Source organism: Delftia sp. WSY_16, from assembly GCF_043104415.1.
Lineage (GTDB): Bacteria > Pseudomonadota > Gammaproteobacteria > Burkholderiales > Burkholderiaceae_C > Comamonas > Comamonas tsuruhatensis.
The window spans coordinates 61,747-85,933 of record NZ_JBICKS010000030.1 but is presented as its reverse complement, the minus strand read 5'-3'; the positions used below and the strand labels follow the sequence as shown (position 1 = coordinate 85,933).

Sequence of the window (24,187 nt, the reverse complement as noted above, 5' to 3'; positions counted from 1 at the left end):
ACGATGGGCCGATCCGCCAGCGGCCTGGCCCGCAAGCCACCCGCCTTCATCAACCGATGAAGCGCCCCGCATTGCCCAGCACGCCCAGGTCGATGAAGCTGGAGCCGACATGGGGCGTCTGGCCGCTGTAGTCGATGACGAAGCCGCCCATGTCCCAGTTGCGGATGCCGGCCAGCGCCGAGCGCAGCTTGGCCTGGCTGGGGTCGCGGCCTGCGCGTTCCAGGCCCTCGGCCAGCACGCGTGTGTTCACATAGGCTTCCAGCGTGCCCAGCGAGAACTCCTGCTGCCCGTGGGCGCGCATGGCGGCCTGGTAGTCGCGCACCACCTGCAGCTTGGCCTGGTGCGGCGCGGGAACGACCATGGTCAGGGCAATGCCCCGGGCGTCCTCGCCCAGCGGCTTGAGGCTGTCGTTGGGCAGGGTCACGCTCAGGCCGGTGAGCAGCACGCCGGGCGCGCTCTTGCGCAGGCCGCGCACCAGATCGACCGACACCGTGCCAGCCGTGGCCAGCAGCACGGCCGAGGGGTGGGCCGCGTCCACTTTGTTCAACACATCGGCCAGATTCTTGCCATCGGTGGCGATGGCCGCCTGCACGGCGGGGGCCATCTTCTCGGCCTCCAGGGCGCGCGTGGCGTCCTCCAGCATTTCGCGGCCGTAGGCGTTGTCCAGGTAGACGATGCCAATGCCCTTGAGCCCCATGCCCGCAAGGCGCTGGACCAGGCGTCGGACCTCGGTGGTGTAGCTGGCGCGCACATGGAAGACGTTGCGCGATCCCTTGCGCAGCGACGAGGCGCCCGTGAACGGCGCCACATAGGGAACGCCGGCTTCCTCGATCAGCGGGATGACGGCGGCGTTGTTGGGCGTGCCCACGCAGGACAGAAGGGCAAAGGCCGTGCCCTTGGAGAGCATCTGCCGCACGTTGTCGGCCGAGCGCTGGGGCACGTAGCCGTCGTCAACCATCTGCAGCTGCAGCGTGCGGCCCTGGATGCCGCCACGTGCGTTGATCTGCGCCATGGCCGCTTCCGTGCCCAGCTTGATGTCGGAGCCGAACCCGGCCAGCGGGCCGCTCATGGCGGCCGAGCAGCCGATGGTGATGGTCTTGGCGGACAGGCCTGCCTCATCGGCGAAGGCATTGCGCACGAAGGCCGGCGCCAGCGCGGGAACCGCTGCGATGGCTGCAGCACGGGGAAGCAGGGAAACAAGTTGACGGCGTTGCATGGATTCAGAGCTCGGACAAAAGGGATGGGAGCAGGAAGGTGCCATTCACGCCGACTGCCACGCGTGCGCCGCAGGCCGGGAGGGCGGCCCATTGTAGGAGGCGGCCTCGTCACAGGCGATACCGGGGCAGGGGCATTGTTGTGTTAATGCCTTCTATGGATGTTCAATATCCGATAGCTTTTGGCATTTGAAAACCCCGTGCGTGCTCAATCCTTGGGCAACGATATGCGGGTTTGTACTATCAGCATGCGCTGATTGTCTTATTCACAATTCGTTTCTGTAAGACAAATTCTTTGTTTTGTTGAACAAAACCAGGTTGGCAGCGCACTCCACGCCACCGGGTTGGGCCTGCGGGGCGGCTTGACGGCCGCTCCGCACCGGGGGTGTGAAGGGGGAATCAACATGCTGACTGACGTCAATCTCTGGCCGCTTATCGGGGTGGCCATCATCGTTGCGGGCTTCGTGCTGCGCTTCAATCCCATGCTGGTCGTGATCGTCACGGCCATCGGCACGGCACTGGCGGCGGGCTTTCCCGTCGACAAGGTGCTGGCCACCATCGGCACGGGCTTCATCAAGACGCGCAACCTGCCGCTGATCATCCTGCTGCCGCTGGCCGTGATCGGCCTGCTGGAGCGCCATGGCCTGCGCCAGCACGCGCAAAACTGGATCAGCTCCATCAAGTCGGCCACCGCTGGCCGCCTGCTCATCGTCTACCTGGCGGCGCGCCAGCTGACGGCCGCCGTGGGCCTGACCAGCCTGGGCGGACACCCGCAGATGGTGCGTCCGCTGCTGGCGCCCATGGCCGAAGGCGCGACCCAGTCGCGCTTCGGCATCCTGCCCGCCAAGGTGCGTGACAAGCTGCGCGCCTACTCGGCCGCCACGGACAACGTGGGCCTGTTCTTCGGCGAGGACATCTTCGTGGCCTTCGGCGCCATCGTGCTGATGACCACCTTCCTGAAGGAAGCCGGCATCGAGGTCGAGCCCATCCACGTCGCGCTGTGGGGCATTCCCACGGCCATCTGCGCCTTCGTGATCCACGCCTGGCGCCTGGGTCGCCTGGACCGCATGCTCGAGCGCGAGCTGGCCCAGTACAAGGCGGGCGTCGCAGCCGACGCGGCCAATGCCAACGCCACCCAAGCCAAGGGAGCCTGAAATGACGCTGACCATCCAACACCTGTACTACCTGGTCGGCTTCGTCCTGGCCGTCACGGCCGTGATGACGCTGCGCGATGCCAGCAACCCCAAGCGCTGGTCCAGCGGCCTGTTCTGGGCGCTGTATGCAGCCGTCTTCCTGGTGGGCAATGAACTGCCGCCCGTGGTCGTGGGCGTGATCGCCGTGGCCATGGCGCTGATCGCCGGCTTCGGTGGCGTGGGCAGCGGCCGCCACGCGCCGCGCAGCGATGCAGAATACCTGGCCAGCGCCAAGCGCCTGGGCAACAAGCTGTTCGTGCCGGCCCTGGCGATTCCGCTGATCACCATGGTGGGCACGCTGAGCGCCTCGCACCTGGTCTTCGGCGGAACGCCCCTGCTGGACCCCAAGGCCACCACGCTGGTGAGCCTGGGCGTGGGCTGCGTGCTGGCGCTGGGCCTGGCCTGCTGGCTGACCCGCGAGACGCCGGCCCAGGGCATGCGCGAATCGCGCCGCCTGACCGATGCGCTGGGCTGGGCCCTGGTGCTGCCCCAGATGCTGGGCATGCTGGGCCTGGTGTTCTCGGACGCCGGCGTGGGCAAGGCCGTGGCCTATGTGACCACCACCTATATCAACATGGACATCCGCTTCGTGGCCGTGGCCGTCTACGTGCTCGGCATGGCGCTGTTCACGGTGGTGATGGGCAATGGCTTCGCGGCCTTCCCGGTGATGACGGGCGGCGTGGGCGTGCCCATTCTGGTGGGCGTCTACCATGGCGACCCGGCCGTGATGGCGGCCATCGGCATGCTCTCGGGCTACTGCGGCACCCTGCTGACGCCCATGGCGGCCAACTTCAACCTGGTGCCCGCCGCGCTGCTGGAGATCGACAAGAATGCCGTGATCCGCGCCCAGGTGCCCACGGCCCTGGCCCTGCTGACGGCCAACGTCTTCCTCATGTATTTCCTGATGTTCCGTTAAAGGACGGACTGTTGCCATGACCGATTCCACTTCCCCGCGCATCCTGGTGACCGGCTTCGAGCCGTTCGAGCAGGACCCTGTCAATCCCTCGTGGGAAGTGGCGCGTGCCCTGCATGGCGAGATCGTGGAGGGCGCCACCGTCCACGGCCTGCAGCTGCGCTGCGTGTTCGGCGAATCGCTGCGCCAGCTGCAGGAGGCGCTTGCGCAGCTGCAGCCGGTGCTGGTCATCAGCCTGGGCCTGGCCGGCGGCCGCAGCGAGTTCACGCCCGAGCGCGTGGCCATCAATATCGACGACGCCCGCATTCCCGACCATGCGGCGCGCCAGCCCGTGGACCAGGTGGTGATCCCGGGCGCGCCCGCCGCGTACTTTTCCACGCTGCCCATCAAGGCCGTGGTGCACAACCTGCGTGCGCGGGGCATTCCGTCTTCCGTGTCCAACACGGCGGGCACCTTTGTCTGCAACCACGTGTTTTTCGCGCTCATGCACTGGCTGGCCCAGGGCAAGGCTGCGCCGGGTGCGCGGGGCGGCTTCATCCATGTGCCGGCCCTGCCTGAGCAGGCAGCGCGCAAGCCGGGCATGCCCAGCATGTCGCTGGCCGACCAGGTGGCTGCCGTGCGCGAGACCATCCGCACGGCCCTGACCGTGTCCCAGGATCTGAAGGAAAACGCCGGCCAGCTGCACTGAACCCCGTGCACCGAGTCCGGTGAGGAGAGAACGATGAAAATTGACCTGAACAGTGATCTTGGCGAGAGCCTGGGTGGATGGCGCATGGGCGACGATGCCGCCATGCTCGATATCGTCAGCAGCGCCAACGTGGCCTGCGGATTCCATGCCGGCGACCCGGCAGGCATCCTGGAGACGCTCAAGGCCGCCCGCGCGCGCGGCGCCATCGTCGGCGCCCATGTGTCCTATCCCGACCTGGTCGGCTTCGGCCGGCGCAACATGGACGTGGCCAGCGCCGACCTGGTGGCCGGCGTCATCTACCAGATCGGCGCGCTGCAGGGCCTGGCCCGCGTGGCCGGCACCGAGGTGCGCTACGTCAAGCCGCACGGCGCGCTCTACAACACCATCGCCCACGACAGGCGCCAGGCCACCGACGTGATCACGGCCATGCGCGCCATCGACCCCAGCCTGGTGCTGGTGGCGCTGGCCGGCTCGCCCCTGATCGACTGGGCGCGCGACGCAGGCCTGACCGTGGTGGCCGAGGCCTTTGCCGACCGCGGCTACACGCCCGAGGGCACCCTGGTCTCGCGCCGCGATCCGGGCGCCGTGCTGCACGACGTGGACCAGATCGCCGCGCGCATGCTCATGCTGGTGCGCGAAGGGGTGGTCGAGGCCGTGGACGGCAGCCCCGTGCGCATTGCCGCCGACTCCATCTGCGTGCATGGCGACAGCCCGGGAGCCGTGGCCATCGCACGCCATCTGCGCGAGCGTTTCGAGCAGGAGGGCGTGCGCATTTCCTCCTTCGCGGGTTGAGGAGTGGCCATGCGCTTTCTACCTGTCAACCGCCAGGCCCTGCTGGTGGAGCTGGCCGACCTGGATGAAACCCTGGCCCTGCTGGGCTCGCTGCAGCGCGAGCCCATCGCCGGCGTGCAGGAGCTGGTGCCGGCCGCGCGCACCGTGCTTGTGCAGTTCACCCCCGCCCAGGTGGGCGTGGCCGAGCTGGTGAACTGCATCGCCGCGCGTGACCTGAGCCAGCGCGCCGAGCGCAGCGATGTGCTGGTCGAAATCCCCGTGCACTACGACGGCGAGGACCTGGCCGATGTGGCGCAGCTGCTGGGCATCACGCCCGAGGAAGTCGTGCGCCGCCACACGGGCAGCGAGTACGCCGTGGCCTTCACGGGCTTCGCGCCCGGCTTCGCCTACCTCAGCGGGGGCGATCCGATCTTCAACGTGCCGCGCCGCACCACGCCGCGCACGCGCGTGCCGGCCGGCTCGGTGGCGCTGGGCGGCACGTTCAGCGCCGTCTATCCCCAGGCCAGCCCGGGCGGCTGGCAACTGATAGGCCGCACCTCGGCGCGCATGTGGGACCTGGCGCGCGAACTGCCTGCGCTGCTGCAGCCCGGCTACCGCGTGCGCTTTGTCGATGCGGCCGGCATGGCACAGGTGGATGAGGCGCCCGCGCCCGCCGTGGCGCAGGCCGCGCCGCATGAAGGCAACGCGCTGCGCGTGAAGGCGACGGGCCTGATGACGCTGTTCCAGGACCGGGGCCGGCTGGGCCAGGCCGGGCAGGGCGTCTCGGCCTCGGGCGCCATGGACCAGGCAGCCTTCAAGGCCGCCAACCGCCTGGTCGGCAATGCCAGCGACCTGGCCGTGCTGGAGACCGTGGGCGGTGGCCTGTCGCTGCAAAGCCAGGGCGAGACCGTGGTCGCCATCACGGGCGCCGATGCACCCCTGACCGTGACCACCGGGTCCGGCCAGCGCTGGAGCGTGCCGCGCTACCAGGCCGTGGCCCTGGCCGATGGCGACCTGCTGACCATTGCCCAGCCCGTGGCCGGCGCGCGCTGCTATGTGGCCGTGCGCGGCGGCTTTGCCGTCACGCCCGTGCTGGGCAGCGCCTGCACCGACACCCTGGCGAATGTCGGCCCAGCCGCCCTGGCCGTGGGCCAGATCCTGCCCGTGCGGGCTGCGGACCGCACGGCCGTGTCCGCACCCGAGCTGCCGCCCGAGTCCCTGCCCACCGCCGGGCAGGACGTGGTGCTGGACGTGGAACTGGGCCCGCGCACCGACTGGTTCACGCCCGATGCCGTGGCCCTGCTGGCCGCGCAGCGCTGGCAGGTCACGCCGCAGTCCAACCGCGTGGGCCTGCGCGTGGCGGGCGAGCAGCCCCTGGAGCGCGCCGTGGCCGGCGAGCTGCCCAGCGAAGGCACGCCGCTGGGCGCCATCCAGGTACCCCCCAGCGGCCAGCCCGTGCTGTTCCTGGCCGACCATCCGCTGACGGGCGGCTATCCCGTCATCGGCTGCGTGGCGCCGCACCACCTCGATCTGGCCGGCCAGATTCCCGTGGGCGCCTGGATCCGCTTCAACCCCATTCGCGCCTTCGAGGAATATTCCCCCCGGCGCGCAAGGCGCCCAGCGCCTGCAGAACAATTGAAGGTATTGCGATGAAAAAAGTCCTGATTGCCAACCGTGGCGAGATCGCCGTCCGCATCGCCCGCGCCTGCGCCGACTACGGCGTGAAATCCGTGGCCGTCTACGCCGATGCCGACATCGACGCCCTGCACGTGCGCATGGCCGACGAGGCCTATGGCCTGGACGGCGAGCGCCCGGCCGACACCTACCTGAACATCGCCAAGCTCATCGCCATCGCGCACAAGAGCGGCGCCGACGCCGTGCACCCCGGCTACGGCTTCCTGTCCGAAAGCGAAGCCTTTGCGCGCGCCGTGCTGGATGCGGGCCTGCGCTGGATCGGCCCCACGCCCGAGACCATCGCCAAGCTCGGCGACAAGGTCGAGGCGCGCAAGATCGCCCTGCAGGTCGGCGCTCCCCTGGTGGCCGGCACGCCCGACCCCGTCAAGGATGCCGGCGAAGTGCTGGCCTTTGCCCAGCAGCACGGCCTGCCCATCATCATCAAGGCCGCCTTCGGCGGCGGCGGGCGCGGCATGAAGATCGCGTGGCGCATGGACGAGGTGGAGGAACTCTTTCACTCGGCCGTGCGCGAGGCCGTCACCGCCTTCGGCCGCGGCGAATGCTTCGTCGAGCAGTTCCTGGACCGCCCCCGCCACATCGAGGCCCAGGTGCTGGCCGACACCCACGGCAACGTGGTCGTGCTGGGCACGCGCGACTGCTCGCTGCAGCGGCGCAACCAGAAGCTGGTGGAAGAGGCCCCGGCGCCCTTCCTCAGCGACGATCAGCGCGCCCGCATCCACAGCTCCGCACGCGACATCTGCGCGGCGGCCGGCTACGTCAGCGCGGGCACGGTGGAATTCCTGCTGAGCCAGAGCGGCGCCATCTCCTTCCTCGAAGTCAACACGCGCCTGCAGGTCGAGCACCCCGTGACCGAGCAGACCACGGGCGTGGACCTGGTGATCGAGCAGCTGCGCGTGGCCGACGGCCTGCCCCTGTCCATCACCGAAACCCCGGCGCCGCTGGGCCACTCCATCGAATTTCGCATCAACGCCGAAGACGTGGGCCGGGGCTTCCTGCCCACGCCCGGCCCCGTGGTGCGGTTCGACCCGCCCTCGGGCCCCGGCGTGCGCCTGGACACGGGCGTGCAGACCGGCTCGGTCGTGCCCGGCAGCTTCGACTCGCTGATGGCCAAGCTCATCGTCAGCGGCGCCACGCGCGAACAGGCCCTGGCCCGCGCCCGCCGCGCCCTGGCCGAGTTCCGCATCGAAGGCCTGTCCTCCGTCCTGCCCTTCCACCGCGCCGTCATCGGCCATGCCGACTTCGTGGGCAACGACGGCTTCAAGGTCCACACGCGCTGGATCGAATCCGACTTCGCCGAACCCCTGGCCGCCGCCGTGCGCGCCGAGCCGCTGCCCGACGCCAGCCTGGTGCGCTGCGCGGTCGAGATCGACGGGCGCCGGGTGTCGCTGGGCCTGCCTGCGGTGCTGCTGCAGGGGCTGGCATCGGCTGGCGGCGGTGTGGCTGCCGCGCCGGCTGCCGAATCTGCAGTGGACCCCGCTGCCGTCACCTCACCCATTGCAGGGAATCTGCATGCGTGGAAGGTGGCGGATGGCGACACCGTTCAGGAGGGCGATGTGATTGCCGTCATGGAGGCCATGAAGATGGAGATGCAGGTGACTGCGCATCGCAGTGGGGTGGTGGCTTTGGTAGCTGAGGCGGGGAAGGCGCAGGTGTTGGGGGCTGTGATTGCTCGGATTGGCTGATTTCTGGTTGACCTGTTTTTGATTGTGTTGTGCCTCTGGGGCAGAGGCCGGGCCGAGACCCGGCCTCGAAAAACACCCCCCGGCAGGGTCTCAAAAAAGAGCGTGAACTAATCAGCGCCCACCCTGAAAACTACGCGTGCTGTACAGATCCGCCGGCAGCCGCGACAGCAGCGGCAGACCAGACACCGCATCCACCGGCTGCCTCTCGATGTAGTTGAAGAACACATCGGAATCGAGCACGCCAATGTCCAGACGGCGCGCATCAGGCACGGCCGCCAGCGTCTTGTAGCCATCGCCACCCGTGGCATTGAAGCTCAGCACGAACAGCTTGTACGTGCGCGCCGTATCCAGCGGCTTCCACGACTTGCTCGCGTTGTCGTACACCTCGATGCCCGATACGCGCTGGCCGGCCGCCGCTGCCGCATTCACGTCAAAGCGCAGGCCGCCCGTGTAGGGGTAGGGGCCGGTCGTGCCGCTGGGGCCGTAGACGGCCTGCAGGCCGTCCTCGAGCATGCCCTTGACTTCCGTGCCGGTGATGTCCAGGCGGAACAGCTTGTTGCCGAAGGGCAGGACCTGGATGACCTGGGCGGCCGTGACCTGGCCCAGCAGCGGGATGCGCACGCCGCCGCCGCTTTGCAGGGTGATGTCGGCGCCGCCGTAGTGGCGGTTGGCTTCTTCCAGGTAGGCCTGGGCCACGAGCTGCTGGATGTCGCCGCCGCGCACGCTGACGCTGCCTTCGGCATTGCAGGCGGCGCTGGACTGGCTGTAGTTCATGGTGCCGACGCCGCCGGGCACGCGGCGCGAGCACAGTTCCCGGGGCACGGTGGCGACCTGCTTGAGGTTGAACTGGGCAACCTTGTCCTTGAAGGGCTGCAGCGCGGCGGTGGCCTTGGCCGAGGGCGTGGTCACGCGCAGCACGCCGGTGGCGGCGGCGCTGGCCTTGAGGGCGGTCTTTTGCGCATCGGTGGCGGCCTTGCCGGCGATGGTGAAGCTGTCGCCGATGAGCACATGGGGCGTGCCCGTGCACTGGGTGACGCGGCCGTCGGCGTCGAACTGGACCTTGAGGTCGCCGACGACCTGGGCGTACTCCCAGGCCTGGACCACGCAGACGGGGCTGCCGTCCCTGTCGGTCAGGCGCGTGGGGTAGGCGCCGCCGGGCGTGCCCACGCCCGTGGTGTTGAGCACGTCGGGGCCGAGCAGGGTGTGCGAGTCGCCGCCCACGACCACGTCCACGCCGCTGAGCTTGGGCACGATCTGGCGGTCGTACTCATAGCCCACGTGGCTCATGACGATGATCTTGTTGATGCCCTTGGCGCGCAGCGCGTCGATTTCGCGCTGGGCCGCCGTGGCCTCGTCCTCGAAGGTGGTGTCGGTATCGGGGCTGGACGATGCCTTGGTCTTGCCCGCAATGGTCAGGCCGACGATGCCGATCTTCTGGCCGCCGCGCTCCACCACGGTGGAGGGGTTCACATAGCCGGGCGCTTTGGCCGCGTTCAGGGCCGAGTTGGCGCCAAAGCGCACGTTGGCGCTGAGCACGGGCGTCTTGCAGGTGCCGGCGCGCAGGCGGTCCAGGAAGGACTTGAGGCCGCTGTCGCCCTTGTCGAACTCGTGGTTGCCCAGCGTGAAGGCGTCAAAGCAGACGGTGTTCATGAGGGCGGCATCGGCCTCGCCGTCGGCGCCTGCGCGGTTGAAGTACAGCGTGCCGGTGAGCGCGTCGCCGGCATGCAGCTTGAGCACGTTGGGCGACTGCGTGGCCAGCTCCTCGATGGCCTGGGTCACGCGCGCAAAGCCTGCGGCGTCCACGGCCACGGCTTCGGCCTTGCCCGTGCCGGCGTCCAGCTGCAGGGTCTTGCTCTTGGACTCCAGCGTGGAGTGGTGATCGTTGATGTGCAGAATGCGCAGCTCCAGCGGCTGGCCTGCGGGCGTGTCGTTGCCGGAGCCGCCGCAACCGGCGATCAGGGCGGAGGCAGCCAGGGCCACGGCCAGCGGGCGCAGGGCGGGGCGATGGGAGGTCAAGGACATGAACGGGTTCTCTCTGTATCGGTTTGTCACGGCCGCCGATGCTGGGCAAGGCAGATGACATGGCGATGAAAGCGCCCTGCAGGGGGCTTGACCTTGACATGGTGGCAATCTCTAAAGTGCCTGCATGCGAGAACAAAGGAGTCAGGCAATGAATGCATCGACCAAGGCCGGCATGGCCATAGACCTGCCCGTTCAGGGCATGACCTGCGCCTCCTGCGTGGGGCGTGTGGAGCGCGCGCTCAAGAAGCTGCCGGGCGTGCAGGAAGCCGTGGTCAACCTGGCCACCGAAAAGGCCAGCATCCGCTTCGAGGGCGCGGCCGATCTGCCCGCCGCCATTGCAGCCATCGAGAAGGCCGGCTACGAAGTGCCCCAGTCCAGCGTGGAACTGGAAGTGGAGGGCATGACCTGCGCCTCCTGCGTGGGCCGCGTGGAGCGTGCGCTGAAAAAGGTGGAAGGCGTGCAATCGGCCAGCGTGAACCTGGCCACCGAGCGTGCAGTGGTGACGCTGGCTGGCAGTGCAGATGTGGCGGCCCTTGTGGCAGCTGTGCACAAGGCCGGGTACGAAGCGCGTCCGCTGGGCGCCAGCGCGAACCCGGCCAGTGAAGGCGGCGCAGCGCAGTCGCCGGCCGAAGACGGCACGGAGCAGCGCCAGGCGCGCGAGCGGGCCTCGCTCAAGCGCTCGCTGATCGTGGCCGCAGTGTTCGCGCTGCCGGTGTTCGTGCTGGAGATGGGCGGCCACATGGTGCCGGCCTTCCACCATTGGGTGGGGCAGGCCATCGGCACGCAGAACAGCTGGTATCTGCAGTGCCTGCTGTCGGCCATCGTGCTGTTCGGGCCGGGCCTGCGCTTTTTCCAGAAAGGCATTCCCGCGCTGCTGCGCGGCGCGCCCGACATGAATTCGCTGGTGGCCGTGGGCACCTCGGCGGCCTTTGCCTATTCGCTGGTGGCCACCTTCGTGCCGCAGTGGCTGCCGGCCGGCACGGTGAATGTGTATTACGAGGCGGCGGCCGTGATCGTGGCGCTGATCCTGCTGGGCCGCTTCATGGAGGCGCGCGCCAAGGGCAATACCTCGGAGGCCATCCGCCGCCTGGTGCGCCTGCAGGCCAAGACGGCGCGCGTGCGCAAGGACGGCGCCGTGCAGGAAGTGGACATCGCCGCCGTGCGTGCGGGCGACACCATCGAGGTGCGGCCCGGCGAGCGCATTCCCGTCGATGGCGAGGTCATCGAGGGCAGCAGCTTCGTCGATGAATCCATGATCAGCGGCGAGCCCGTGCCGGTCGAGAAAACTCCGGGTGCCGAACTGGTCGGCGGCACGGTGAACCAGAACGGCGCACTGGCCTTTCGCGCCACCAAGGTGGGCGCGGACACGCTGCTGGCGCAGATCATCCGCATGGTCGAGCAGGCCCAGGGCTCCAAGCTGCCCATACAGGCGCTGGTGGACCAGGTCACCATGTGGTTCGTGCCGGCCGTGATGGCCGTGGCCCTGCTGACCTTCGGCGCCTGGCTGGCCTGGGGGCCGTCGCCCGCACTGAGCTTTGCGCTGGTCAATGCCGTGGCCGTGCTCATCATCGCCTGCCCCTGCGCCATGGGCCTGGCCACGCCCACTTCCATCATGGTGGGCACGGGCCGGGCCGCGCAGATGGGCGTGCTGCTGCGCAAGGGCGAGGCCCTGCAGACCTTGAAAGATGCCCGCGTGGTGGCCGTGGACAAGACGGGCACGCTGACGCGAGGCCGCCCCGAGCTGACCGACCTGGTGCTGGCCCCGGGCTTCGAGGGCGAGCGTAGCCGCGTGCTGGCGCTGGTGGCGGCCGTGGAGGACCGCTCCGAGCACCCGATTGCGCGCGCCATCGTGGATGCTGCCAAGGCCGAGGATCTGCCGCTGGGCGCTGTGGATCGCTTTGAATCGGTGACAGGCTTTGGCGTGCGCGCCCAGGTGGACGGCGTGCGCGTGGAGATCGGTGCCGACCGCTTCATGCGCGAATTGGGCCTGCAGGTGGACACGCTGGCAGACGAGGCCGCGCGCCTGGGCGACGAAGGCAAGACGCCGCTGTATGCCGCGGTGGACGGACGCCTGGCCGCCATGATCGCCGTGGCCGATCCCATCAAGGACAGCACGCCGGCCGCCATTGCCGCGCTGCACGCCTTGGGCCTGAAGGTGGCCATGATCACCGGCGACAACCGCCGCACGGCCGAGGCCATTGCGCGCCAGCTGGGCATCGACGAGGTGGTGGCCGAGGTGCTGCCCGGCGGCAAGGTCGATGCCGTCAAGCGCCTGAAGGCCGAGCACGGCACGCTGGCCTATGTGGGCGACGGCATCAACGACGCGCCGGCCCTGGCCGAGGCCGATGTGGGCCTGGCCATCGGCACGGGCACGGACATCGCCATCGAGGCGGCCGACGTGGTGCTGATGTCAGGCGACCTGGGCGGCGTGCCCAATGCGATTGCGCTGTCCAAGGCCACCATGGCCAACATCCGCCAGAACCTGTTCTGGGCCTTTGCCTACAACGTGGCCCTGATCCCCGTGGCCGCGGGCCTGCTGTACCCCGTCAACGGCACGCTGCTGTCGCCCGTGTTCGCGGCCGGGGCCATGGCGCTGTCCAGCGTCTTCGTGCTCAGCAACGCGCTGCGCCTGCGGCGTTTCAATCCGCCGCTGGCGGCAGGGCGTTGAACGACGAAGGCAGTCAGCCGGGCAGCTTGGGGACGTCTATGAAGTCGTCCAGGCTCAGGCCTTTTTCCTTGAGCAAGGCTTCTAGCACGGGCTGCAGGCGGCCCAGGCTTTGCTGCACGGTCTCCCGCACCGTGTCCACCACGACCTGGGTGCTGCGGTCGATCTCCACATTGAGCAGGTCGCCCACGCCCTTGGACTCGAACACGGTCATGCGGCGCGTCTCGGGGATCAGCCACACCTCGAACCAGCCGGCCTGACGGTCCACCTCGGACACCGTGAGGCTGGCGCCGTTGATGGCGATGTAGCCCTTGGCGAACACGTAGTGGCGAAAGCCCTCGGGAATGCCGAAGCGGATGCGGTGGTTGGTGTCGCTGGAGGCCACTTCCAGCACGGGCGAGGTGAAATCCACATGGCCCGACAGCGGATGACCGCCGATCTCGGCGCCATCCTTTGCCGCGCGCTCCACATTGACGCGCCCGCCCACGGCATAGCCGCCCAGCGTGGTGATGTTCAGGCTTTGCAGCATCACGTCGAAGGTGGCGCGCGTGGGCGAGAGGATCTCCGTCACCGTCAGGCACACGCCGTCGGTGGAGACGCTGGCGCCGATGGCCAGGTCCTGGCAGAAGCCTTCGGGAAAGTCGAGGGTGAAGGTGCGCAGGCCGTTCTGGTCGCGCATCGCGGCAATGCTTGCCACGGCCTGGATGATGCCGGTGAACACGATGTGGGATTCCTTGGAGCCGCCCGGTCGGCGGCGAAGCGGGTATTTTGCATCGCGGCGCTGCGCTGCGGGGGCGCAGGCCGGCGTGTCCCTGCGGGCATCAGGCCGGTGCCGCTGCCTCCTCCCACCAGCCGCTGAGCAGTGCCGGCGGGCGCTGCGCCGCATGCACCCAGGCACAGGACGGCCAGGCATCCTGCTGCACGTTCATGCCCGCATAGATGCCGTAGCCGGGGCCGGCCGCGATCTCGCCTTCGGCATGCAGGGTCTCGCCCGCGCGGATGCTGCAGGCCGCGCGGATGTCGCCCAGCGCACGCATGCCCCAGTCCACCTCGATGTGGCTGCCGCCTTCCACGTCGGCGCCAGCGTACAGGCCATGGCCCAGCTCGATCAGGCCGCTGGCGCGGATGCTGCCGCCCGCGCGCAGGCCCTTGCCGCAGCGGATGGCGCCCTGCACCTCGATGTCCTGGCCGGCCTGGGCCCCTCCGCCCAGGCGCAGGTCGGCGCCGCAGCGCAGCTCCCAGCCGGCGCGCACGTCCTCGGCGCGCAGTTCCTCGTGCACGTCCACGCTCCAGGCGGCCTTGACCAGGCCGCCGGCCTGCAGCGGGCCGCTGCAGAAGATGGCGCCGCCACTGTGCAGGTCCTGGCCGGCCTCGATGCGGCCGGCGTGGATGCCGGCGCCGGCCTGCAGCGTGCGGCCCACGGCCAGCAGGCCGGGCACGCGCAGCTCGCCATGCACGACGACGCTGCCCGCGAACACCAGGGCATCGGCCTCCAGGTGATCGACCTCCAGCACGGCGTCGGTGGGGCCGAACTGGTTCATGAGCCAGCGCGCATCCTCGACGCGGCCATCGCCCACCAGGGCGTCGAGCACGCGCTGGTAGTCGTTGCCGTCATGGCGGTTGCGCACGAACCAGCGAAAGCCCGCCGCGCAGGGGCTTTTGGCACGCAGAAAGTTTTGGGAGAGTTCCATGTCCATCATCGGCTCCGGGGTCAAGGCGGCTGCGCCATGCGGCGGCGCGGCCGAAAAGGCGTGCAGGCCAGGGAGGTGCGGGGCGTGGGCCGGCAGCTCCTGGCATGCGCTTCGCATGCGGGATTCGCTGCGGGGGCCGTGCGGGAAGCTGGGGGTGGACCTCAGGCTTTCCGCACGGCGGCGGAAAGCAGGGCCGTGAAGCCGCACAGGCTGATGAAGGCCGTGGGCACGCCGTGCACGCGCTGCGGCCGCTGCGCGCGCAAGGCGGTGCAGCGGGTCGGGGCGTGGCGGAAAAGGCGTGTATGGGCCATGGACAGGGGCAGGAGCAGCCGCGATTATGCCGCGAGGCCATTTGCGCACGGGGGCATGGGGCCGTGTACAGGACGGGGCTTCGTTGCTTTGGGTAACATCACGGACCCTGCGGGCGCCCGGTGGAGGACCATCGGCGCCCGGTTGCCCTGCTGCGCGGCGATCGGCCCGGCAGGGTCCTCTCGCCAAGAGAAGCCCATGAATTCCAAGACTCCCCCCTCGTTCCTGAGCCGCATCGCCATCGCGATCGGCAGTTTCTTCGCCATCCTCGGCAACGGCCGCCTGGCCGCCGATGTGTCCCGCCTGCGCGACGGCGAGCCGCTGGCCGCCGACGTGCCGCCGCCCGCACCCAAGGAGGTGCGCGTGGAGGTGCCCGTGGACCGGATCGTCGAGGTCCGTGTCGAGGTGCCTGTCGAAAAGGTGGTCGAGAAAGTGGTTGAAAAGCGTGTCGAGGTGCCGGTCGAGAAGATCGTCGAAAAGACCGTCGTGGAGCCGGCCGCACCCGCTGGCACCGCCGCCCTGCAGCTGCTGGGCCTGCTGCAGCGCGAGGCCCGCTTCGTGGACTTCGTGCAGGAAGACGTGGCCGGCTATGCCGACGCCGAGATCGGCGCCGCCGCGCGCGTGGTGCACGAAGGCTGCCGCAAGGTGCTGCGTGAGCATTTCAGCATCGCCCCCGTGCGGACGGAGGCCGAAGGCAGCCGCGTCACGCTGGCCGCAGGCTTTGATGCCGCCGCCGTGCGCCTGACGGGCAACGTGGTCGGCCAGGCACCCTTCACGGGCACGCTGGGCCACCGTGGCTGGCGCGTGGACGATGTCCGCCTGCCCCAGCTCACCGATCACAAGGCTGCCGCCATCGTGGCCCAGGCCGAGGTGGAGCTGTGAGCATGGACCAGTCCCTTCAATCCTCCCAGGCGCGCTACAGCATCGGCATCGACCTGGGCACCACGCATTGCGCGCTCTCCTATGTGGACCGCCAGGCCAGCGATGGCGAGAAGGTGGAGCAGGGCGTGCTGGACATTCCCCAGCTCACCGGCCCCTCCAGCGTGGAGGCACGCCCGCTGCTGCCATCCTTCCTCTACCTGCCGCATGAAAGCGAGCTGACTGCGGCCGACATGGCCCTGCCCTGGGGCGCCAGCCAGGACTTCGTGGTGGGCGAGTTCGCGCGATCGCGCGGCGCGGCCACGCCGATCCGGCTGGTCTCCAGCGCCAAGAGCTGGCTGTGCCATCCGGGCGTGGACCGCCGCTCGCCCCTGCTGCCGGCCGATGCGCCCGAAGAGGTGCACCGCGTCTCGCCGCTGACCGCCTCCATCCGCTACCTGTCGCACCTGCGCTGGGCCTGGGAGCAGGCCCATCCCGAGGCGCCGTTCGATGCCCAGGATGTGACGGTGACCATTCCCGCCTCGTTCGACCCGGCCGCGCGCGAGCTGACGGCCGAGGCCTGCCGCGCGGCGGGCTTCCAGAAGCTCACGCTGCTGGAGGAACCCCAGGCTGCGCTGTACAGCTGGATCCAGGCCAGCGGCGGCCAGTGGCGCAAGCAGGTACAAAGCGGCGAGATCATCCTCGTCGTGGACGTGGGCGGCGGCACCACCGACCTGTCGCTGATTGCCGTGCTGGAAAAGGACGGCGGCCTGGAGCTGCAGCGCGTGGCCGTGGGCGAGCACATCCTGCTGGGCGGCGACAACATGGACCTGGCCCTGGCCTACGGCGTGGCCCGCAAGCTGGCCCAGGAGGGCAAGCAGCTCGACGCCTGGCAGACCCGTGCCCTGGCCCATGGCTGCCGCCAGGCCAAGGAGCAACTGCTGGCCGATGCCACGCTGCAGTCCGTGCCCGTGGTCGTGCCCAGCCGGGGCAGCAAGCTCATCGGCGGCAGCATCCGCACCGAGGTCACGCGTGACGAGGTGCTGCAGATGCTGGTGGAAGGCTTCTTCCCGCGCGCAGCCGTCTCCGACAAGCCCCAGACCCGCGCGCGCGCCGCGCTGACCCAGCTGGGCCTGCCCTATGCGCAGGACGCAGCTGTCACGCGCCACCTGGCGGCCTTCCTCTCGCGCCAGGCCGGCGCCACCGAGCAGATCGAAGGCCTCCAGGGCACGCAGCCCGAGGGCGCGTCCTTCCTGCATCCCTCGGCCATCCTGTTCAACGGCGGCGTGCTCAAGGCGCCGCAGATCGAGCAGCGCATCCTGGAAGTCGTCAACGGCTGGCTGGCCGGCGAAGGCGCGCAACCCGCGCGCCTGCTGGACGGCGCCAACCTCGACCTGGCCGTGGCGCGCGGCGCCGCCTACTTCGGCCATGTGGCGGCTGCGGGCCGTGGCGTGCGCATCCGTGGCGGCACGGCGCAGAGCTATTACGTGGGCGTGGAAAGCAACATGCCCGCCATCCCCGGCATGGAGCCGCCCATCTCGGCCCTGTGCCTGGCGCCCTTCGGCATGGAAGAGGGCACCGAGGTGGCGCTGGACACCCAGGAATTCGGCCTGGTCGTGGGCGAGCCCGTGCGCCTGCGCTTTTTCGGCTCCTCCGTGCGCCGCGCCGACCAGGTCGGCACCGTGCTGGACTTCTGGGGACCCGAGGAGCTGGTCGAGCTGCAGGAAATCGAGGCCCATCTGCCCGCCGAAGGCCGTGCGCCCGGCGAGATCGTGCCCGTCACCCTGCATGCGCGCGTGACCGACATCGGCACGCTGGAACTCAACGCCGTGCCCGTGGGTGGTGACGAACGCTGGAAGGTGGAGTTCGACGTGCGGGCCGATGTAGCGTAGCCCGCCCCGGCGGCAGGCCCGGTCCGGGCCGCGCACCGTGCCCTGTATGACTGCCGATATGCCTGATACTGCCGCCCCCGCCTCCGCCACCCCCTTCGCTCCCGACGCCGCCCACATCGTGGGCATCGACCTGGGCACCAGCCACACCGTGGTGGCGCATGTGCCCGTGGGCGGCACGGCGGCCGACATCGCCTTGCTGCCCGTGGCGCAGCGTGTCTCGGCTGGCGAGGTCGCTGCCCAGGTGCTGCTGCCTTCTGCGCGCTACCAGGCGGCGCCCGGCGAACTGGGCGATGCCTGGCAGCAGCCCTGGGCGGCACTGGGCGCCGATGCGCAAGCGCCCGCTGTCAATGGCCGCTGGGCGCGTGACCTGGGCGCGGCCGTGCCGTCGCGCCTGGTGGCCAGTGCCAAGAGCTGGCTGTCGCACGCGGGCGTGGACCGCACGGCGGCCATCCTGCCCTGGGGCGCGCCCGAAGAGGTGGCCCGGCTGTCGCCGCTGCAGGCCTCGGCCAGTTACCTGGACCATGTCCGGCAGGCCTGGGACCGCACGCACCCCGGCGCGCCGCTGAGGGACCAGCTGGTCGTGCTGACCGTGCCGGCCTCATTCGACGAAGGCGCGCGCGCACTGACGCTGGAGGCCGCGCGGCTGGCCGGTCTGCCTGCGGTGCAATTGCTGGAGGAACCCAAGGCCGCCTTCCACGACTGGCTGGTGCTGCAGGGCGAACGCCTGGCGGCCGAGCTGGCGCACTGCCGCCTGGTGCTGGTGGTGGATGTGGGCGGCGGCACCACCGACCTGACCCTGATCCGCGTGCAGCCCGCTGAAGCTGGAGGCCTGCCCGTGCTGACACGCACGGCCGTGGGCGAGCACCTGATGCTGGGCGGCGACAACATGGACCTGGCGCTGGCCCATCGGCTGGAGCCGCAGTTCGCCCCGCCCGGCGAGCGTCTGCCCGCCGCACGCTTCGCCCAACTGGTGCAGCGCTGCCGCATGGCCAAGGAACAGTTGCTGGCCGACGATGCGCCCGAGTCCGTGGCCGTGACCCTGCTGGGCGGCGGATCGAAGCTGCTGGCGCAGACGCGCACGGCCACGCTGCGCCGCGACGAGGTGCGCGAGGCCGTGGTCGAAGGCTTCATGCCGCTGGCCGGCCTGCAGGATCTGCCCACCCGGCGCCAGGGCGCTTTGCGCGGCCTGGGGCTACCCTATCCTGCCGATGCGGCGATCACACGGCACCTGGCGCAGTTCCTCGCGCAGCACGCGGCTGGGGAGTTGCCCGATGCGGTCCTGCTCAATGGCGGCGTCTTCCACGCCCATGCGCTGGCCCAGCGGCTGGTGGCGCAGCTGCAGGCCTGGCGCGGCCAGCCGCTGCGCCTGCTGCACAACCCGCATCCCGACTGGGCCGTTGCACGCGGCGCAGCGGCGCATGGCCTGGCCATGCATGTCCAGAGCCGTCCGTCTGAGGATCTGCCGGAATCGGAAGATGCCCGGACGGTGCCCGCCCCGGTACCGCGCATCGGCGGTGGCTCGCCGCGCAGCTACTGGCTGGTCCTGCCCGAGAAGGCGGGTGCCGCACCACAGGGCATCTGCCTGCTGCCGCGCGGCACGGAGGAGGGCGTGCGCATCGTGCTCTCCGGCCGGCGCTTTGCGTTGCGCCTGGGCCAGGCCGTGCGCTTTTCGCTGGTGGCCAACAGCCTGGCGGCGGCGCCTGCGCAGGCCGGCCGTATCGCGGCGCTCGACGGCGAGGGCTGGGTCGAGCTGCCCGCCCTGTCCACCGTGCTGCCCGCGCCCGAAGGCCGGGACAAGGCCCAGGTCGAAGTGCAACTGCAGGCCTGCATGACCGAGGTCGGCACGCTGGAGGTGCGCTGCGTGGCCGCCGACGATGCGCAGCGCCAGTGGCTGCTGCCGTTCAGCGTGCGTGGTGCGCTGGCCGCAGATGCGCAGGACACCGGCGATCGTTCTGCCCGGCAGGGCCGGCTGGCGGACGCCGTGGCCCTGATCGAGCGCATCTTCGGCAGCCAGGCCCAGGAGGTGACGGCCAAGGAGGTCCGCCAGCTGCGCCAGTCGCTGGAGCGACGGCTGGGCCCGCGCGAGGACTGGGACCTGCCGCTGCTGCGCGCACTGTTCGACGCCCTGCTGGCCCGCGCCAGGCGCCGCCGCCGCACGGCCGAGCACGAGCGCGTCTGGCTGAACCTGGCAGGCTGGTGCCTGCGACCCGGCGTGGGCGCCGAGCTGGACGGCTGGCGCATGCAGCAGGTCTGGCAACTGCATGGCCAGGGCCTGGGCCATGGCGGTGAGGCGGCCAACCGCACCGAATGGTGGGTGTTCTGGCGCCGCGTGGCCGCGGGCCTGGACGAGGCCCGGCAGATGGAGCTGCTGGAAGAGGTTGCCGGCCACATGCAAAAGGCCGTGCAGCAGTCCACGCAGCGCAGCCAGGGCAAGTCCGCCCATGGCAGCTACGACGACATGCTGCGCCTGTTCGCCGCCATGGAGGCCGTGCCCTGGCAGTACCGCCAGGAAATGGGCCAGTGGATGCTGCAGCGGCTGAAGCACCCTGGTGAATCCGTGCAGACCTGGTGGGCCATAGGCCGGCTGGCCGCGCGCATGCCGCTGGCCGCCAACGCCCACCGCGTCATGCCGCCCGAGGCCGCGCAGGAGTTCCTCGACGCCACCCTGGCCCAGGACTGGCGCCGCAATGAAACCGCCATGTTCGCCGCCGTTCAGATGGCCCGCATGACGGGCGACCGTGCGCTGGACCTGCCCGATGCCCAGCGCGCCCTGGTGCTGGAGCGGTTGCGCGGCGCCGGTGCACCGCAGCGCTGGATCGACCTGGTGGAACAGGTCCAGCAGATGGACGCCCAGGATGCGAAGCGCAGCTTTGGGGATAGCCTGCCGCCGGGGCTGGTGCTGGTGGGGTGACGGCTGTTGCCCAAGAAGAAGGCCCCGCAGTGCGGGGCCTTCTTCTTGGGGAGGCACTGCAGCAGGTGCAGTGCGCGTGCTTACTGGGTTTTCCAGACGTAGTAGCCCACACCCTCATATTTGAAGAAGGGATACTTGGTGATCACCTGATCCCGCTCTGCAATGTTGATGGTGTAGAAGTGCGCACCAGTCTGCTCGTTGAAGAAGCGGAATATGGGAACTGTTCCATTGACTGCAGTTGTGGCGGCATACCAGGCGATGCCTTCATCGATGAAGCCGGGATAGTAGATCTTCACCTGGTTGCGCTCGAAGGCGTCGATGGTGAAGAAATGCGCGCTTGTATTTCTATTGAAGAAGCGGAATACGGGATCCAGCCCTTGTTGCATTTGGGTGGATGCATAGAAGGCCACGTTTTCATACTGGAAGGCCGGATAGGTTGCAATCACCTGATCGCGCTCTTGTGCATTGGCTGTATAGAAATGCGCACCGGTGACCCGATTGAAGAAGCGATAGACGGGGGTACGTGTCTGGGAGGTGCCGGTAATCGGGTCTGCTGCAAGCCATTTCTGAACATTGGGAAACAGCAGATCGAAGCGTCCATAGATGGACATGCCGCCAGAGGCAGGGCAAGTCTGGTCGTCGCCGCCATAGAGGACCCCGGCCAAACGTCCTTCCACGAACATGCCCGAGCCGCTGCTGCCTCCTTGCGTCAGCCCTTGATCCCAGTTCACCAGGTTGAAGCCACCGCTGACATTGGCGCATTTCATCATCCCTTCGCTGGAAGGCTCGCATGAGACTGATCTGGAGACTGTGCCGAAACTGATTTTCTGCAGATCGCCTCGGGGATGGTGGATGCCCACCATGCTGGTGCCACCAGCCACTGTCTGGCTGGTCCAGCCTGCAAACACCGCACCGGCTGGGGGCGCATCGTTGAGGCGCAGCAGTGTGGAATCGTAGTCCGCTGTCGCATAGAGCAAGGTGGCACCGTTTCGCAGCACCCTGTTTGCGGATGACAACGTGCGACTGTTGCAGGAGGGCGTGCGATAGAACCAGGAGGTTTCCAGGGTGGAAGCCACTGTCTGGCTGCTGATGCAATGGTTGGCCGTAATGAAGTAAGGCGTGCCGGAAGCGGCCTTGTCATTGAGCAGCGTACCCGTGCACAAATAGCCCGCACCGTTCTTCACATAGAGCATGCGTGCTACGGCATTGCGTTGTGTGCTGTAGTTGTCGTAGCAGGTGGAGTCCAGATTGCAGGACAGGGACTCGTTGAGCTGGGCCGAGAACTGCATTTCGCTTTCCAGCGGAAGCGAAAGGTTCTCGTGGATATGCATCACGCGCGGGATGGCGATGCGCAGCGCGTCGGCGGGAATGCCGGGTGGCAGTTCGATCTCCAGCGTCACCTCGTCACCGCCGGTGTCCGGCGTCCACCAGGTGCGACCATCGGTGGTTTTGTCTCCCGCCTCCAGATTGGCCTGCAGACCCTGCAGCACGCGCTGGCCGGCGATCTCGTAGGCGCCCGCACGATGGTCACGCGCATATACGCGCAGCAGCGCACTGCCTGGCAGTTGCTGCATCTCGACGCCCATGCGGATGCCGTAGGCGCCTTCCGAACGCAGGCTGACAGCGGCCACCAGGCCGCCCGAGGCCGTGGAGTGCCATTGCAACTGCGAGGCCAGCGCGTCGGTCGTGGCCGTCTGTGTGCTCAGTCGCTGCGCGCCCACCTGCATGGCGCCGTCCTGCGGGGCCGATGCGGCGTGGTACTCCTTCCATGCGCCCAGTTCCACGCGCAGTGGTGTGACCTCGGAAGGGGCGGCCAAGCTGCGAGATGCCAGAAATTCCCGAGGGGAGTTCAGAGGCTGGACATGGTGGTCCACGCTCATGGCGGGGTAGGCAGATTCCTGCCCCCATGCCAGCCCCAGGCTGCCGGCCAGGGCGAGCGCCAGCGCGACGCTGCGCAAGCCCCTGCGCGCAGTGGTGTCGAAAAGATCGGTCATGAGCTCCCTCTCAACGGATTGGTGGATATTGCGAAACCCGGGCATTTTAGGTGTTGTGTGCGTGACAGCCCGGTGACGGCAGGGCCGTCCGGCGCTTCCTAGAATGGTCGCTGCGCTGCAGCGGCAGCCGGGTGCGGACACTGCGAGCGCCGTGCCTGCCCCACACATCTGCCCCCTGTCATCTACCAAGGATCTGATCCAGCATGAGCCACTCCTACTCCGACACCCAACTCCTGATCGACGGCCAATGGCAGGACGCCGCCAGCGGCAGGAAGATTCCCGTGCGCAATCCGGCCAGCGGCGAGGTCATCGGCCATGTGGCCCATGCCGACGTAGCCGACCTGGACCGTGCGCTGGCCGCCGCTCAGCGCGGCTTCGAGACCTGGCGCAAGGTCTCCGCCCATGAGCGCGGCGCCGCCATGCGCCGTGCCGCAGCCCTGCTCAAGGACCGGGCCGACGAGATCGCCGCCCTGCTGACGCAGGAGCAGGGCAAGCCGCTGGCCGAGGCCAAGGGCGAGATCCTGGCCGGCGTGGGCATCATCGAATGGTTTGCCGACGAGGCGCTGCGCGTGTATGGCCGCATCGTGCCCTCGCGCCGTCCCGAGGTGCAGCAGCTGGTGATCAAGGAGCCCGTGGGTCCCGTAGCCGCCTTCACGCCCTGGAACTTCCCCGTCAACCAGATCGTGCGCAAGATCGGCGCGGCGCTGGCCACGGGCTGCTCCTTCCTGTGCAAGGCGCCCGAGGAAACGCCGGCTGCGCCTGCCGCCCTGTTCAAGTGCTTTGTCGATGCCGGCGTGCCGGCCGGGGTGGTGGGCCTGGTGTTCGGCGATCCGGCCCAGATTTCCTCCTACCTGATCGCCCATCCCGTGATCCGCAAGGTCACGTTCACGGGTTCCACGCCCGTGGGCAAGCAGCTGGCGGCGCTGGCCGGCCAGCACATGAAGCGCTCGACCATGGAGCTGGGCGGCCACGCGCCGGTCATCGTGGCCGAGGATGCCGACGTGGCGCTGGCCGTCAAGGCGGCGGGGGCGGCCAAGTTCCGCAATGCAGGCCAGGTCTGTATCTCGCCCACGCGCTTTCTGGTGCACAACAGCGTGCGCGAGGAGTTCACACGCGCCATGGTGGCGCATGCCGAGGGCCTCAAGGTCGGCGATGGCCTGGTGCAGGGCACGCAGATGGGCCCGCTGGCCAATCCGCGCCGCGTCACCGCACTGGCCCATTTCATCGAGGACGCGCAAAAGCAGGGCGCCAAGCTGCTCACGGGCGGCGGCTCCCTGGGCGACAAGGGCAACTACTTTGCACCCACGGTGCTGGGCGATGTGCCGCTGAGCGCCGAGATCTTCAACCAGGAGCCTTTCGGCCCCGTGGCTGCCATCCGCGGCTTCGACGATCTGGGCGATGCCATCGCCGAGGCCAACCGCCTGTCCTATGGCCTGGCCGCCTATGCGTTCACGCGCTCCATCAAGACCGCTCACCAGCTGGCGCAGCAGGTCGAGGCCGGCATGCTGTGGATCAACCAGCCGGCCGTGGCCTCGGCCGAGATGCCGTTCGGCGGCATCAAGGACTCGGGCTACGGCTCCGAAGGCGGCCCCGAGGCGCTGGAGGCCTACCTGGTCTCCAAGGCCGTGTCCATTGCCGCCGTGTGATCATGGCCGGCTGAACGATGAACGGCCCCTGAGGGGGCCGTTT

17 protein-coding genes are annotated in these 24,187 nt (G+C 69.1%); 11 read left to right on the top strand and 6 right to left on the bottom strand.

All coding sequences use genetic code 11. The features are described from left to right. Positions 1 to 49: 49 nt before the first annotated feature. The gene (locus ACF8O7_RS15820) at positions 50 to 1,216 is read right to left on the bottom strand and encodes an ABC transporter substrate-binding protein (protein WP_043825611.1); all 1,167 of its coding nucleotides are present in this window, start codon (positions 1,214 to 1,216) and stop codon (positions 50 to 52) included. A 402-nt stretch (positions 1,217 to 1,618) separates the two neighbouring features. Between ACF8O7_RS15820 and ACF8O7_RS15815 the strand changes: the two genes are divergently transcribed. Genes ACF8O7_RS15815 through ACF8O7_RS15790 form a run of 6 tightly spaced genes read left to right on the top strand, consistent with a single transcriptional unit; the run spans position 1,619 to position 8,156 of the window. After that, complete coding sequence (locus ACF8O7_RS15815; protein ID WP_016448769.1) at positions 1,619 to 2,368, top strand: DUF969 domain-containing protein; 750 nt, start codon at positions 1,619 to 1,621, stop codon at positions 2,366 to 2,368. 1 nt (position 2,369) lies between these two features. Then, positions 2,370 to 3,323 (top strand): DUF979 domain-containing protein, encoded by a 954-nt coding sequence (locus ACF8O7_RS15810; RefSeq protein ID WP_392443769.1) that lies wholly within the window; start codon positions 2,370 to 2,372, stop codon positions 3,321 to 3,323. 16 nt (positions 3,324 to 3,339) lie between these two features. Next, on the top strand, positions 3,340 to 4,008 hold the full coding sequence (gene pcp / locus ACF8O7_RS15805; protein ID WP_016454391.1) for a pyroglutamyl-peptidase I: 669 nt from the start codon (positions 3,340 to 3,342) through the stop codon (positions 4,006 to 4,008). A gap of 33 nt (positions 4,009 to 4,041) precedes the next feature. Beyond that, entirely contained in the window at positions 4,042 to 4,800 is a 759-nt protein-coding gene (locus tag ACF8O7_RS15800; protein ID WP_016454390.1) for a LamB/YcsF family protein, read from the top strand. A gap of 9 nt (positions 4,801 to 4,809) precedes the next feature. Further along, entirely contained in the window at positions 4,810 to 6,432 is a 1,623-nt protein-coding gene (locus tag ACF8O7_RS15795) for a carboxyltransferase domain-containing protein (RefSeq protein WP_392443767.1), read from the top strand. Then, the gene (locus ACF8O7_RS15790) at positions 6,429 to 8,156 is read left to right on the top strand and encodes a biotin carboxylase N-terminal domain-containing protein (RefSeq protein ID WP_043791818.1); all 1,728 of its coding nucleotides are present in this window, start codon (positions 6,429 to 6,431) and stop codon (positions 8,154 to 8,156) included. Before ACF8O7_RS15795 ends, ACF8O7_RS15790 begins: the two co-directional genes overlap by 4 nt. A gap of 111 nt (positions 8,157 to 8,267) precedes the next feature. Here the strand turns inward: ACF8O7_RS15790 and ACF8O7_RS15785 are convergent, their stop codons facing one another. Continuing rightward, complete coding sequence (locus tag ACF8O7_RS15785; protein ID WP_392443765.1) at positions 8,268 to 10,178, bottom strand: bifunctional metallophosphatase/5'-nucleotidase; 1,911 nt, start codon at positions 10,176 to 10,178, stop codon at positions 8,268 to 8,270. A gap of 148 nt (positions 10,179 to 10,326) precedes the next feature. On the opposite strand from ACF8O7_RS15785, the gene ACF8O7_RS15780 reads away from it, so the two are divergent. Next, entirely contained in the window at positions 10,327 to 12,846 is a 2,520-nt protein-coding gene (locus tag ACF8O7_RS15780) for a heavy metal translocating P-type ATPase (protein WP_244387812.1), read from the top strand. A gap of 13 nt (positions 12,847 to 12,859) precedes the next feature. Here ACF8O7_RS15780 and ACF8O7_RS15775 read toward each other — a convergent pair whose 3' ends face one another. The 3 genes from ACF8O7_RS15775 to ACF8O7_RS15765 all read right to left on the bottom strand — a co-directional run bounded on the left by ACF8O7_RS15775 (position 12,860) and on the right by ACF8O7_RS15765 (position 14,845). Beyond that, positions 12,860 to 13,564: a riboflavin synthase subunit alpha gene (locus tag ACF8O7_RS15775; protein ID WP_392443763.1), complete on the bottom strand. Its 705-nt coding sequence runs from the start codon at positions 13,562 to 13,564 to the stop codon at positions 12,860 to 12,862. Positions 13,565 to 13,664: 100 nt separating this feature from the next. After that, positions 13,665 to 14,540: a hypothetical protein gene (locus tag ACF8O7_RS15770; protein WP_043823815.1), complete on the bottom strand. Its 876-nt coding sequence runs from the start codon at positions 14,538 to 14,540 to the stop codon at positions 13,665 to 13,667. A gap of 155 nt (positions 14,541 to 14,695) precedes the next feature. Then, positions 14,696 to 14,845: a hypothetical protein gene (locus tag ACF8O7_RS15765; RefSeq protein ID WP_013800628.1), complete on the bottom strand. Its 150-nt coding sequence runs from the start codon at positions 14,843 to 14,845 to the stop codon at positions 14,696 to 14,698. Positions 14,846 to 15,041: 196 nt separating this feature from the next. Here ACF8O7_RS15765 and ACF8O7_RS15760 point away from each other — a divergent pair, with 196 nt between their 5' ends. Genes ACF8O7_RS15760 through ACF8O7_RS15750 form a run of 3 tightly spaced genes read left to right on the top strand, consistent with a single transcriptional unit; the run spans position 15,042 to position 20,504 of the window. Then, the gene (locus ACF8O7_RS15760; RefSeq protein ID WP_047326411.1) at positions 15,042 to 15,725 is read left to right on the top strand and encodes a DUF2760 domain-containing protein; all 684 of its coding nucleotides are present in this window, start codon (positions 15,042 to 15,044) and stop codon (positions 15,723 to 15,725) included. Between the two features lie 2 nt (positions 15,726 to 15,727). Then, positions 15,728 to 17,593 carry an Hsp70 family protein gene (locus ACF8O7_RS15755; protein ID WP_280047480.1) on the top strand — a complete coding sequence of 622 codons (1,866 nt, stop codon included), beginning with the start codon at positions 15,728 to 15,730 and terminating at the stop codon, positions 17,591 to 17,593. 58 nt (positions 17,594 to 17,651) lie between these two features. Beyond that, complete coding sequence (locus ACF8O7_RS15750; RefSeq protein ID WP_392443761.1) at positions 17,652 to 20,504, top strand: Hsp70 family protein; 2,853 nt, start codon at positions 17,652 to 17,654, stop codon at positions 20,502 to 20,504. A gap of 80 nt (positions 20,505 to 20,584) precedes the next feature. On the opposite strand, the gene ACF8O7_RS15745 is transcribed toward ACF8O7_RS15750, so the two are convergent. Next, positions 20,585 to 22,498, bottom strand: coding sequence for a trypsin-like peptidase domain-containing protein (locus tag ACF8O7_RS15745; RefSeq protein ID WP_047218883.1), 1,914 nt, complete (start codon positions 22,496 to 22,498; stop codon positions 20,585 to 20,587). A gap of 203 nt (positions 22,499 to 22,701) precedes the next feature. Here ACF8O7_RS15745 and ACF8O7_RS15740 point away from each other — a divergent pair, with 203 nt between their 5' ends. Continuing rightward, positions 22,702 to 24,144 carry an NAD-dependent succinate-semialdehyde dehydrogenase gene (locus ACF8O7_RS15740; protein WP_016448756.1) on the top strand — a complete coding sequence of 481 codons (1,443 nt, stop codon included), beginning with the start codon at positions 22,702 to 22,704 and terminating at the stop codon, positions 24,142 to 24,144. Positions 24,145 to 24,187 lie beyond the last annotated feature (43 nt).